At 35.4% G+C, this 12601-nt stretch carries 12 protein-coding genes; 10 read left to right on the top strand and 2 right to left on the bottom strand.

Features of this window, described 5'->3' with window-relative positions:
* Window positions 1-15 precede the first annotated feature (15 nt).
* Both FQU23_RS03725 and metG read right to left on the bottom strand, forming a co-directional pair.
* Window positions 16-894, bottom strand: coding sequence for a DMT family transporter (locus FQU23_RS03725; RefSeq protein ID WP_147672636.1), 879 nt, complete (start codon window positions 892-894; stop codon window positions 16-18).
* Between the two features lie 85 nt (window positions 895-979).
* A complete protein-coding gene (gene metG / locus FQU23_RS03720) occupies window positions 980-3037 on the bottom strand; it encodes a methionine--tRNA ligase (RefSeq protein WP_147672635.1) in 2058 nt (685 codons plus the stop codon).
* A gap of 437 nt (window positions 3038-3474) precedes the next feature.
* On the opposite strand from metG, the gene FQU23_RS03715 reads away from it, so the two are divergent.
* The 10 genes from FQU23_RS03715 to proC all read left to right on the top strand — a co-directional run bounded on the left by FQU23_RS03715 (window position 3475) and on the right by proC (window position 12137).
* Window positions 3475-3792 (top strand): hypothetical protein, encoded by a 318-nt coding sequence (locus FQU23_RS03715; protein ID WP_147672634.1) that lies wholly within the window; start codon window positions 3475-3477, stop codon window positions 3790-3792.
* Window positions 3793-3986: 194 nt separating this feature from the next.
* Window positions 3987-4292, top strand: a complete 306-nt coding sequence (locus tag FQU23_RS03710) for a hypothetical protein (RefSeq protein WP_245181060.1) — start codon at window positions 3987-3989, stop codon at window positions 4290-4292.
* Window positions 4293-4364: 72 nt separating this feature from the next.
* The gene (locus FQU23_RS03705; protein ID WP_165425720.1) at window positions 4365-4535 is read left to right on the top strand and encodes a hypothetical protein; all 171 of its coding nucleotides are present in this window, start codon (window positions 4365-4367) and stop codon (window positions 4533-4535) included.
* Window positions 4536-4640: 105 nt separating this feature from the next.
* Window positions 4641-5180, top strand: a complete 540-nt coding sequence (locus FQU23_RS03700; RefSeq protein ID WP_147672632.1) for a DUF4375 domain-containing protein — start codon at window positions 4641-4643, stop codon at window positions 5178-5180.
* A gap of 223 nt (window positions 5181-5403) precedes the next feature.
* Window positions 5404-6675: a serine--tRNA ligase gene (serS, locus tag FQU23_RS03695; RefSeq protein WP_147672631.1), complete on the top strand. Its 1272-nt coding sequence runs from the start codon at window positions 5404-5406 to the stop codon at window positions 6673-6675.
* Window positions 6676-6767: 92 nt separating this feature from the next.
* Window positions 6768-8546 (top strand): tetratricopeptide repeat protein, encoded by a 1779-nt coding sequence (locus tag FQU23_RS03690; protein ID WP_147672630.1) that lies wholly within the window; start codon window positions 6768-6770, stop codon window positions 8544-8546.
* A gap of 110 nt (window positions 8547-8656) precedes the next feature.
* A complete protein-coding gene (locus tag FQU23_RS03685; RefSeq protein ID WP_147672629.1) occupies window positions 8657-8974 on the top strand; it encodes a DUF4286 family protein in 318 nt (105 codons plus the stop codon).
* A 186-nt stretch (window positions 8975-9160) separates the two neighbouring features.
* Window positions 9161-9940, top strand: a complete 780-nt coding sequence (rsmA, locus tag FQU23_RS03680) for a 16S rRNA (adenine(1518)-N(6)/adenine(1519)-N(6))-dimethyltransferase RsmA (RefSeq protein ID WP_147672628.1) — start codon at window positions 9161-9163, stop codon at window positions 9938-9940.
* Entirely contained in the window at window positions 9930-11282 is a 1353-nt protein-coding gene (gene mgtE, locus FQU23_RS03675; protein WP_147672627.1) for a magnesium transporter, read from the top strand. Before rsmA ends, mgtE begins: the two co-directional genes overlap by 11 nt.
* Before the next feature lie 78 nt (window positions 11283-11360).
* Window positions 11361-12137 carry a pyrroline-5-carboxylate reductase gene (proC, locus tag FQU23_RS03670; RefSeq protein ID WP_147672626.1) on the top strand — a complete coding sequence of 259 codons (777 nt, stop codon included), beginning with the start codon at window positions 11361-11363 and terminating at the stop codon, window positions 12135-12137.
* The last annotated feature ends 464 nt before the right edge of the window (window positions 12138-12601 follow it).

Raw genomic sequence — 12601 nt, 5'->3', positions numbered from 1 at the left:
TGCTAAAGTGGAAATCTATTTAATGTTTTTTATCGAAAGTGTCTTGGTGTAAAAGGTGATTCGGATACCGACAAGTAAAATAAGACCACCAATAATCATATGCAATGTGATCTTTTCGTCTAGAAACAACCACGCCAAAATTGATGTTAATACCGCTTGACCTAGTAAACTTAGTGAAACTCGAGTGGGACGCATGTGTTGTGTAGCATAGCTTATCGAAATCCATGCGAGTAATTGGCATACCACGGCCTGTATCAATAGTACATACCAACCCATATCTGAAAAACCCGAAAAAGGTTCGTTCATCCAAAGACAAACTGCGGCTAAATATACTGTCGATGCCAGTAAACTGATTGTCATAAAGGAAAGTACATCCATTTGAGAAAGTACATTTTTACTGACTAATAAATATATCGAATACAACACTCCTGATAGTACGGCCAAAAGAAAAGCAGTGTCAAAATCCAATTCTAAGAAAAATTTAAAACCTACTAGCATCGCCATGCCAAATAATGCGACGGCTGTTCCTATCCAAAAGTTGGTAGCCGGTTTGGTTTTCAGGAAGACATATGAAATAATACCAACCCAAAGCGGAGATAAATTAGTTAATAGAGATGCCTGTGTGGCACTCGATGTCTGTATAGCAATGTTCCAAACAGCAACGTCAGAGGCAAATAATACTCCACATAGAATAGCAAGGAGTAAAACATTTGTTTTTGGTAGTGTAAATTTTTTTGTAATAAGTACAAAGGGTAATAGCAATGCTACTGCGAATGCCATTCTGTAAAATGCAGAAATCAGCCCAGGAGTAAGTGAGAGTTTAACCAATATTGGAAAAATAGAAATACAAAGTATTCCAAAAGCTAATGCTAATCTAGGTTTTGCATTGGTCATTTTTGTTTTTATTAAAACACGAATTTCACTAATTACCACAAATTCATTCGTGTAAATTAGTGAAATTCATGTTGAATTTTATTTCTTAATTTATTGTCTCGCCATTGGCTGCATCAGCATCTGGATTTACAAAAACCAGTTTTTCTTCTGCATTGGTGGTCATTAAGATCATGCCTTGACTTTCTACTCCCCGAAGGTTTCTTGGCGCTAAGTTCACCAAAACAGTCACTTTCTTACCAATAATATCTTCGGGTTTGAAGCTCTCTGCAATTCCCGAAACAATAGTGCGAACGTCAATTCCAGTATCTACTTTCAAAATCAAAAGCTTGTTTGCTTTTGGCATTTTAGTAGCTTCTATGATGGTTCCAACACGCAAATCCATTTTGGAAAAATCATCAAACTGAATCGCTTCTTTTTGAGGTTCTACGACTTTATTTTCGGCTTTGTTGGCTGTTTTAGTCGCTTCTAGTTTGTCTATTTGTTTCTGAATTTCCTCGTCTTCAATTTTGGCGAAAAGCAATTCAGCTTCCCCAATTTGGTGTCCCGCTACAATCAAATTAGAAGTTTCTGAAATGGTAATCCAAGACAACGGAGATTCTAGTTTTAATATTCTTGATAATTTAGTCGCTGTAAAAGGCAAGAACGGTTCACAAAGTGAACTCAAAGCAGCTGCGATTTGCAAAGCCACATACATTTGTGTTTGTACGCGCTCTGGATTGTCCTTGATTACTTTCCAAGGTTCTTCGTCAGCTAAATATTTATTTCCAAGACGAGCTACATTCATTAATTCACCAAGTGCTTCTCTAAAACGATATCTTTCGACTGAACTCGAAATCACAGCTGGATACGCTTTTAATTCCGTTAAAGTTGCTTCGTCAACCTCAGATAATTCGTTTGGCGTAGGTACAACTCCCTTGTAATATTTATTGGTTAAAACCACAACACGGTTTATGAAATTACCATAAATAGCAACCAATTCATTGTTGTTTCTCGCCTGGAAATCTTTCCAAGTAAAGTCGTTATCCTTAGTTTCGGGTGCATTTGATGTCAAAGCATAACGCAAAACATCTTGCTGACCTGGAAATTCTTCTAAATATTCGTGCAACCAAACCGCCCAGTTTTTTGAAGTAGATAATTTATTTCCTTCTAAGTTCAAGAACTCGTTTGCAGGAACATTGTCAGGCAAAATGTAGCTTCCTTCGGCTTTTAGCATCGCAGGAAAAATGATACAGTGAAAAACAATATTGTCTTTCCCTATAAAGTGAACCAACTTCGTGTCTTGATCTTTCCAGTACGGTTCCCACTCTTTTCCTTCGCGTGCAGCCCATTCTTTCGAAGCCGAAATGTATCCAATAGGTGCGTCAAACCACACATATAATTTTTTTCCTTCGGCACCAGGAACAGGAACATCAATTCCCCAATCTAAGTCACGCGTTACCGCTCGAGGCTCTAGTCCGCCGTCAATCCACGATTTTACTTGTCCGTAAACATTGGGTTTCCAGTCGTTTTTATGGCTAACGAGAATCCACTCTTTCAAGAAATCTTCGTAACGATCCAAAGGCAAAAACCAATGTTTTGTCGATTTCATAATAGGAGTTTCTCCGGTAATAGTCGATTTTGGATTAATCAAATCTGTAGCGTTCAAGGTCGATCCACATTTTTCACATTGATCACCGTAAGCTTCTTCATTGCCGCATTTGGGGCAAGTTCCTATAACAAAACGGTCTGCTAGAAACTGATCCGCTTTCGCATCATACAATTGTTCCGTCACTTGTTCTATAAAATCGCCTTTTTCATATAATGTTGTAAAAAACTCCGAAGCGGTATCATGATGAATTTTAGCCGAAGTTCGAGAGTAATTGTCAAACGAAATTCCGAAGTCAATAAACGATTTACGAATAATTCCATCGTATTTATCGATTACTTCCTGCGGCGTAATTCCTTCTTTTTTGGCTTTCATCGAAATAGCAACACCGTGTTCGTCGCTTCCGCAAACAAACAAAACGTCTCTTCCTTGCAATCTCAGGTAACGGGAATAAATATCGGATGGCACGTAAACACCCGCCAAATGGCCAATGTGAATAGGTCCGTTTGTGTAAGGCAATGCCGCTGTAATCGTATATCTTTTTGGATTCTGTGTCATAAAATTATTTTTAGATTCTGAAATTAATTCAGAATTCGGTGCAAAAATAAGCAATAGAATTTTTATTTGAAGCAATTTCCCGCTATCCATTGCAATCTTTTCTTTTTTCAAGAAAAAAAGAAAAGGATTTCCACTGCTAGCGGGGCTAGGGAATTGGGATTTCCATAATACTTTTTCACAATCTTGTCATTTTGATGAAGGGATAGTCTTATAAAGTATGTCATGCTTTGGGAATTAGTTATCTGATTCCTCGTCCCTCTGAAAGACAAGATAGCGGGAGCACTCTAAAGTAGAATATGCGGGTTGGAGAATTAAAAATCCCAAGGTGTTGGTGGCCAACTCATCTAGTGAAATAATACTACTCTATTGGAACAGATAATTTTTCATAACTTTGATTTCAAAAACACAAGGCAGAATTCAGATTAAATACAAGCAGAGTGAGTAAATCGTATATAAAGTGTTTAGATTGTGGTACAGTTAATCTTAACAATGAATATTGTAGTAACTGCGGTGCAATTCTAGATGTAGTTCTCAAGCGCAGACTCGAAAGTGAGAAAAAGATGCTGCAGAAAATCGAGGAACAAGAAAAAACAAATAAAAAGCCAAACAAAATTGAAGCGTTTTTAAAAAACGGTGCGGAACACCCAAACATCTTAATGCGAATTCTGTTTCAAGTAGTTTACTCCATTTGGATTTTCTTTGCACTAATTGTTGGAGGTCTTATCGCTTTGTTTACAGCGGCTGTAGCGGGTTAAGATAAAATAGAGATGATGCTATTAAATTAAAATCGTCTGTATTAATATTTTAATAGTATTCATGAAAGCTTTTAGTACGTCTGGAGCATTTTTAGTGCTTTTTGCGGTTGTTTCAGCTTTATTGCTTAGTATTTTGTATGTCTAGAACTGTCGTTTATATTATAATGTTTCTAACTGCTCTGACAATTTATGTCATGCAGCGATTGAGGGTACCATTAGCAGATTTGGTTAATAATTATGTCAATGATTTGCTATATGTTCCATTAGTACTTGGTGCGATTGAATTTGTAATTAGAAAATTTAAGAAAGATAGTTTGTTTAAATTACCAATTGCTTTTGTTGTTTTTTTAGCCAGCTTTTATTCTTTTTATTTCGAATATTACCTTCCTGGAATAAATCCAAGATATACGGCAGACTGGATTGATGTAGTCCTATATTTTTTGGGAGGATTTGCTTTCTTCTACAGTGAAAAGATTGACATTAAAATAGTTTCAAAATAGAATATTTAAATTTTTGATTGACTTTAGTTCCATTCTTTATCTTTGTAAACGGATTTAATTAAAATTTTAAGCATGGCAAAAGGACCCGAAAAAAACACTAAAAACAAGGCTTTACATACCAAATTGCTAAATCGGAAAAATGCGAAGCTTCAACAAGAAAAGAAGGAAAAAGCACTGCGATTGAAGGCTTTAGTAGCTAAAATGAATCAGAAAAAGAATAGTGAGGATACTGATGCCAGTTAAATGCTATCTTTAATTAATTTGTGTAGTCCGTGGCTAAAATAAAACATTTCTAATCCTCACTATTTTACCCGAAATTTGCACTCAACTCTTAAAAAACAAACTTCCATGGAATTTGGTAAAATAATTATTTCAGAAACGGCAGCAGCCAGCGAAAACCCGCAAGATGTAATCAACTCAAATATTTCTGTAATCAACTTAATGCGTGAGGAAAAAATTGACGATGATTTGATTCATGAAGATGCGTTGATGAGTTATTATTTAGATTATTACACTTCCCAATATACAGAAGGTAATTTTGCGCAATTTGTGTATAATTCCCGATGGAATACTGAGCTTAACGAATTAATAGAAGAAGGTTTGCAGTTATTGGGTGCCAAAAAACATTTGGAATTATTCCAACAACAATGCAAGAAGGTTAAATTGATGAGCGGTGTCAAACGCGATAAATTCTTTAAAGGAAAATTGGAGGGAGTAAATCCAATACGCGATTTGATGAACAACGATACTTTTTATGAAATAGAAGAAAATTTAGTACAACTTAATGCTGAATTTTTAAAGTCTCATCCTGATTTAGAAGTACTCTCGGTTGATGATATGTTTGCGACCTTAGAAGAATTTGTCGGTCACGAAATCAAAAGAGAGTAATTATTCCTCAGAGTTTCACAAAGTTATTTATGAGGATATAATATTAAATCGATGGTTTCCGTCAGATCAGTAAAATAGGGAGGTGTTTTTACACTTCTTTTGATTATCTCTGTGTTAGTTTTGCGAATCTTTGCGAAATAACTTTTTCTCGTTTCTATCAAACATTTCCTTAAATTTGCTTTCTTTATAGAGATAAAAACCCAAGAGTTATAAAATTCAAGCTATGTTACAAATTGCATTTATTAGAGAGAATCAAGAGAAAGTAATCCAGGCTTTGGCAAAAAGGAATGTGGATGCCAAAAGTATTGTGGAAGAGGTGATAAAACTAGACGAACAACGTCGTGCTACAAAAGTTGAGTTGGAAGGAATTCTATCCGAATCTAATAAATTATCCAAAGACATTGGCGAACTGATGAAAAACGGTGAGAAATCAAAAGCCGCTATTCTAAAAGAAAAAACAGTCTTAAATAAGGAGAAAAGTAAGAAGCTGGCTGAAACCGCAGATGCAATTACTACTGAACTAACAGCGAAACTTTATACTTTACCTAATCTTCCAGCAGATATTGTTCCAGTGGGGAAAACGCCTGAGGAGAACCTGAATATTTTTGAAGCGGGCGAAGTTCCTGTTTTGCATGAAGGTGCACAGCCGCATTGGGAATTGGTAAAAAAATACGATATCATTGATTTCGAACTAGGAAATAAAATTACAGGAGCTGGTTTTCCTGTTTACAAAGGAAAAGGGGCGCGTTTACAACGTGCTTTGATTAATTATTTTTTAGATAAAAATGTTGCAGCTGGATATAATGAAGTGCAGGTGCCTCATTTTGTAAACGAAGCTTCGGCTTATGGAACGGGACAATTACCAGATAAAGAAGGGCAAATGTACCATGACGCGACTGATAATTTATATTTAATTCCTACAGCTGAGGTGCCGGTAACCAACTTGTTTAGAGATGTAATCCTAAACGAAAGCGAATTGCCAGTTCTTACGACAGCTTACACGCCATGTTTCCGTCGTGAAGCAGGTTCTTACGGAGCGCACGTTCGTGGATTGAATCGTTTGCATCAATTTGACAAAGTAGAAATTGTACGCGTAGAGCATCCTGATAAATCATACGAAGCTTTGGACGGAATGGTAGAACACATTAAAGTGATTCTTGACGAATTGAAATTACCCTATAGAATTTTACGCCTTTGTGGTGGAGATATGGGATTCACATCGGCTTTGACTTATGATTTTGAAGTGTTTTCTACCGCTCAAGACCGTTGGCTAGAAATCAGTTCGGTTTCTAATTTTGAAACTTTTCAGGCAAATCGCTTGAAATTGCGTTTCAAAGACAAAGACGGAAAAAACCAATTAGCACACACCCTAAACGGAAGTTCATTGGCTTTGCCAAGAGTTTTGGCAGGAATTTTAGAAAATTACCAAACTCCCGAAGGAATTGTAATACCTGAAGTATTGCGTCCTTACTGTGGGTTTGATATTATAGACTAATTAGTGTTCAGTCCTCAGTGATCGGTGTTCAGTTTGCTTCTGAATAATACATCGGTTCGCAAACTGAACACTGAATACTGAACACTTTTAACATGAAGCACTTTTTTCTATATATCACTTTGTTATTCTCGCTGTTTTCGTTTGCTCAAAACGAGCAGTTAGCACAGTATTATTATGACAAAGGTGATTTTGAAAAAGCGAAATTGGGATATGAGGAGTTGTTACTTAGCGTTCCTCAAAACATGCAGTATTTTATAAGAACTATTGATTGTTATCAGCAACTGCAACAATTTGAAAGCGCAGAAAAAGCGATTCAAATCCGACTCGACAAATACAATCAAGGCAATCTTCTGGTAGAATTGGGATACAACTTTCAGTTGCAAAAGAATGAAGCTAAAGCCAAAAGTTATTACGATCAAGGGATAGATCGAATTAAGAAAAACCCAAATGAAGTGTATGGCATTGCTGGCACATTCGAGAAAAAAGTATTGTTAGAATACGCTTTGCAGGCCTACCAAACTGCCTCAGATTTAGAATCAAAATACAATTTTAATTATCAGAAAGGATTGCTTTACGGACAGTTAGGCAATACTGAAATGATGATTTCTACTTTTTTAGATGAATCGTATGCAAATCCGCAAAATTCGATTTTAATTCAGAATCAATTGTCTCGTTTCATGTCAGATGATAGTGATGCTGCTTTTAATGACCAACTTAGAAAAGCATTGATTGTTCGTGTCCAAAAAAATCAAGACCTATTTTGGAATCATTTTTTAAGCTGGTTCTACGTACAACAAAAGGAATTTTCGAAAGCCTTTATTCAAGAAAAAGCAATCTACAAACGGAATCCTGAATCATTGGCAAATATTGTGAACTTAGTACATCTGGCTGTTGAAGAAGACGATCAGGAAATTGCTGTTGAAATTTTAGGGTTTGTTCTGGAAAACACTAACGATCTCGAATTACTTGTTCAGGCAAATACTTATCTAATCAAAATGAAAATTGAAAAAGCGAAGGAAAAAGACTTTGCAAATATCAATGCCGAAATAGAAGGTTTGCTAGCAGAATATGAAATCAGCCCTTTTACCTTATCTTTGCAAATAATTCAGGCACATTTTGTGGCTTTTAATTTAAAAAATTCGGAAAAAGGAAGGGCAATTATCAAACAAGCGCTTGACTTAGAATTGGATGATTATAAAGTCGCACAGGCCAAAATGGAATTAGCGGATATTTTGCTTTTCGAAGAAAAATTCAATCAGGCATTGATTTATTATTCTCAGATTGAGATGGATTTGAAAAATGATGTCGTGGCGCACGAAGCCAGTTTAAAAGCGGCCAAAACGAGTTATTTTAAAACTGATTTTGTGTGGGCGTTGAAACAGTTTAAGGAACTAAAATCAGCAAATACTCAACTGATTGCAAATGATGCATTAGAATATTTCTTATTGATAAATGATAATACCGTGGCTGATTCGACTCAAACAGCCCTAAAAGAATTCGCAAAAGGAGATTATCTTTTATATCAAAATAGAAATCAGGAAGCGATAGATCAATTTCAATCGATCTTGAAAAAGCATAAGGGACAGGAAATAGAAGCGGTCACTCTACTGCGTTTAGGGCAAATTTATGAGAAAACCGCCAACTATAACTTGGCTTTAGGCCAATATCAAGAAATTATTGAGCATCACGGTGACGGAATTTACATCGATGAGGCTTTGTTTTTTTCGGCAGAGATTTATAATAAAAAGTTGAAAGAAGTAGAAAAGGCGAAACCGTTGTACGAAAAGATAATTTTCAATCATGAAGACAGTATCTACTTTGTAGAAGCCAGAAAAAGTTTTAGGCAATTGCGAGGCGATACTAATTTATAAAATCTCGCAACGTCTGAAGGGAAATTAGAGCATAATAATAGAATATAGAATAGCGAGTTTGAGATAGAATGTAAAATCCTAAATCTAAATTCTTAAATCCTAAATATAAAATGATAATATACAACGTAACTACAAATATACACGAAAGTGTTCACGACCAATGGATGATCTGGATGCAACACAAACACATTCCTGAAATTCTCGCTACGGGCAAATTTACTGCTGCTCGATTAGTTCGTGTTTTAATAGAAGAAGAAATGGGTGGTGTAACTTATTCTACTCAGTACACTACAGACAGTAAGGAAACATTGGAGAAATATTATCAAGAAGATGCGCCTGGATTTCGTGAAGAAGGAATGAAGTTGTTTGGAGATAAAATGCTTGCGTTTAGAACTGAGTTAGAAGTGATTTCTGAACATTTGATTTAGTGATCAGTATTCAGTTTTAAGTGATCAGAATTTTTGCGAGTTTCGATAGCTATCGAAATCAAGTAATATCACGTCATTTTTCAAGTGAATAATTAAAAGCGATAAATTTTAAAATTTAATAATAAATATTTTGGCTCTTAATGCCTTTGTGGTAAAGAAAGATACTGAAATAAATTCAGCATAAAAATGGAAAAAGTAAAAGCCAAAAAACACCTCGGGCAACATTTCTTGAAAGACGAGAGTATAGCAAAGGATATTGCTGACACGCTAAACTTAGATGGCTATGATGACATATTAGAGATAGGGCCGGGAATGGGTGTTTTAACTAAATATTTGTTAGACAAACCTGTTACGACATATGTAATAGAGATCGATACGGAATCAGTGACGTATTTGGATGAGAATTATCCAAAACTAAAGGATAAGATTATATCTAAGGATTTTCTAAAATATAATATCAACGAAATTTTTGAAGGCAAGCAGTTCGCTATCATTGGGAATTTCCCTTATAATATTTCGACTCAAATTGTTTTTCGAACATTAGAATACCGCGATCAAATTCCTGAATTTGCTGGAATGTTCCAAAAAGAAGTGGCACAACGTATTTGTGAGAAAAAGGGAACTAAAGCTTACGGAATTCTGTCGGTTTTAGTACAGGCATTTTATGATGCCGAATATTTGTTTACGGTAGATGAAAATGTATTTATTCCGCCACCAAAAGTAAAATCAGGGGTTTTGCGTTTGCGTAGAAAAGAGAATTATAGTCTGCCTTGTGGAGAGAAATTATTTTTCACGGTGGTTAAAACTGCTTTTCAACAACGTCGCAAAACCTTGCGAAACAGTTTGAAAACCATGAACCTATCTGATAGTTTAAGACAAGATCCTGTTTTTGATCTTCGCCCAGAACAATTAGACGTAGCACAATTTATAGAACTTACACAAAAAATAGAAGCGGATGGAATTTAAAATCAGCAAAAACTTAATACTCGAATTAGAGCAGCACATTGTCAATAAAAACGATAGGGAACTGGAAGCCTTATTGAATGACATGCACCATGCCGATATTGCAGAGATTTTGGATGAGCTTGATTTTGATGAGGCAACCTATATATTTAAAGTATTAGATAGTGATAAAACAGCAGAAATTCTTCTTGAACTAGAAGATGATTTGCGTGAAAATATATTAAGTAGGCTTTCGCCAAAAGAGATTGCCGAGGAACTTGATGAGCTGGATACGAATGATGCGGCTGATATTATCGCCGAACTTTCTCAGGATCTAAAAGCCGAAGTAATCTCGGAGCTGAATGACGTTGAGCATGCAAAAGACATTGTTGACTTATTGCGTTATGATGAGAATTCAGCCGGTGGATTGATGGGAAAGGAGTTAGTGAAAGTCAATGAAAACTGGAATGTGCTAACCTGCGTCAAGGAAATGCGCATCCAAGCCGAAAATGTTTCTAGGGTTCATTCTATTTATGTAGTTGATGATGATAACAGATTAAAAGGGAGACTATCGTTAAAAGATTTGTTGACCACTTCGACTAAAACACAAATAAGTGATATTTACATCCGGAAATATAATTTTGTAAATGTAGATACTGAAGATGTTGAGGTGGCTCGAATTATGCAGAGATATGATCTGGAAGCTATTCCGGTGGTAGATGAAATGGGGCGTTTAGTAGGTCGCATCACCATTGACGATATAATTGACGTTATTAGGGATGAAGCTGATCAAGATTACCAGTTAGCGGCGGGTATCTCTAAGGATGTAGAAGCAGATGATAGTATTCTAGAGCATACAAAAGCGCGTTTACCCTGGTTGGTTTTAGCTTTACTTGGAGGTTTTATCTCCGTGAAAGTCCTTGGGTTATTCGAGGGTGCTATGCTAGAGCATGGTGAACTATTTTTCTTTACACCTCTTATTGCCGCAATGGCAGGAAATGTTGGGGTACAGTCATCAGCTATTATTGTACAAGGTTTAGCTAACAATACTTTAACTGGTTCCTTGTTAAGTAGATTAATGAAAGAGGTTTCTCTAAGTTTGCTTAACGGATTCATTCTCGCAATTATTTTATTCATAGGGAGCTATTTACTTTTGGATGTTGAAATTGTCATTGGAGTAATTGTCACTTCCGCCTTAGTTTCGGTAATTATAATTGCATCTCTTATAGGGACATTTGTACCATTGTTGTTAGATAAATTTGGGGTTGACCCTGCATTAGCAACGGGTCCGTTTATCACTACCAGTAATGATATCTGCGGAATTCTTATCTATTTCTCCATTGCAAGAATTATTTTAGGCTTTTAAATACGGAATGAAAATTCGTTTCTAAAAACCAAATTATTGACTAAATAAACCAAAAAAATAAAAAACCACAAAATTGAAATGAAAGTACATATAATAGGAGGCGGAAACCTTGGGACCTCGGTTGCAATAGGAATATCTAAATTTTCGAAAAATAATCAGGTTACTATCACCCGAAGAAATACGGCTAGTATTGCCTATCTTGAAAAATCGGGAATAACGGTTTCATCTGATAATACACATAATATTGAAGAGGCTGATGTAATTATACTAACTATAAAACCCTATCAAGTAGATGTAGTTTTGGCTGATATCTTACCTAAAATCACAAACAAAACGATCGCTTCGGCAGTAAGTGGATTGTCTATCGAAGCGCTGCAAGCGAAGATAGGGGATCAAAATCATGCTATAAGAATCATGCCTAATATTGCAGCGCAATTTGGAGAGTCTGCAACCTGTATTTCATTTACTGAAAATAACAAAGTGCATGCTGAGGATGTAATTGGATTATTTGAAGATTTAGGTACAGCACCAGTTATTGACGAAAAACTAATGGATGCAGCTACAGTTTTGGCAGCGAGCGGAACTGCTTTTGCATTGCGTTACATTCGAGCATCAATGCAAGCAGGAATCGAAATAGGGTTTGATTGGAAAACGGCTTTGGCGATTTCGGCACAAACTGTAAAAGGCGCTGCGGAAATGCTCATGGAAGAGCAAGTACATCCAGAACAATTAATAGATAGGGTGACTACACCAAAAGGTTGTACGATTGCTGGTCTTAACGAAATGGAGATGCACGGGTTTAGCTCCTCATTGATAAGAGGAATAAAAACTTCTTTAAAGCAAATACAAGGCTGATTTTATGTTCGAAACATTCAGCTATTAAATAACTAATTATTAGTAGGTTATAATTTACAAAGCTACTTAATAGCTTGTAATTCATCGGATTAAAACGCATTTAATCGAGAACAACGTGTAGTATTTTTTTTGATATATAATTAAACGTAAATTTGTAATAGCCCTACTAATCTACTCTTTCTTTTCTTATTAATGGTATAATTGAGTATCAACAATAAATATACATTATGATGAAAAAACTACTTTACATGCTTTACGAGCGAATTTCTGATTTTTTATTTGGAGGACAAACTACTCCATTTTAAAAGATTAAAACGGTGTTTAAAAAGACAAAATTTAAATAGTTTTCAATTTGAATGCTATTAGATTGAAAACCATTTCTGAATTTAAATATTTTGGAAATGGTTTTTTTTATTTATTCAGTTGGTAGAAATAGAAATCTATTTTTTTTCTTAAAACAATAA

It is taken from the genome of Flavobacterium sp. XN-5, assembly GCF_008033395.2.
In the GTDB taxonomy this organism is placed as follows: domain Bacteria; phylum Bacteroidota; class Bacteroidia; order Flavobacteriales; family Flavobacteriaceae; genus Flavobacterium; species Flavobacterium hiemivividum.
Note: the sequence above shows the minus strand (reverse complement) of the source record. Positions and strands in the feature narration are given on the sequence as shown.

Coding starts and splice junctions, on each gene's coding strand:
- FQU23_RS03725 (WP_147672636.1), bottom strand. CDS start 894: ATGACCAATGCAAAACCTAGATTAGCATTAGCTTTTGGAATACTTTGT.
- metG (WP_147672635.1), bottom strand. CDS start 3,037: ATGACACAGAATCCAAAAAGATATACGATTACAGCGGCATTGCCTTAC.
- FQU23_RS03710 (WP_245181060.1), top strand. CDS start 3,987: ATGCAGCGATTGAGGGTACCATTAGCAGATTTGGTTAATAATTATGTC.
- FQU23_RS03705 (WP_165425720.1), top strand. CDS start 4,365: ATGGCAAAAGGACCCGAAAAAAACACTAAAAACAAGGCTTTACATACC.
- FQU23_RS03700 (WP_147672632.1), top strand. CDS start 4,641: ATGGAATTTGGTAAAATAATTATTTCAGAAACGGCAGCAGCCAGCGAA.
- serS (WP_147672631.1), top strand. CDS start 5,404: ATGTTACAAATTGCATTTATTAGAGAGAATCAAGAGAAAGTAATCCAG.
- FQU23_RS03690 (WP_147672630.1), top strand. CDS start 6,768: ATGAAGCACTTTTTTCTATATATCACTTTGTTATTCTCGCTGTTTTCG.
- FQU23_RS03685 (WP_147672629.1), top strand. CDS start 8,657: ATGATAATATACAACGTAACTACAAATATACACGAAAGTGTTCACGAC.
- rsmA (WP_147672628.1), top strand. CDS start 9,161: ATGGAAAAAGTAAAAGCCAAAAAACACCTCGGGCAACATTTCTTGAAA.
- mgtE (WP_147672627.1), top strand. CDS start 9,930: ATGGAATTTAAAATCAGCAAAAACTTAATACTCGAATTAGAGCAGCAC.
- proC (WP_147672626.1), top strand. CDS start 11,361: ATGAAAGTACATATAATAGGAGGCGGAAACCTTGGGACCTCGGTTGCA.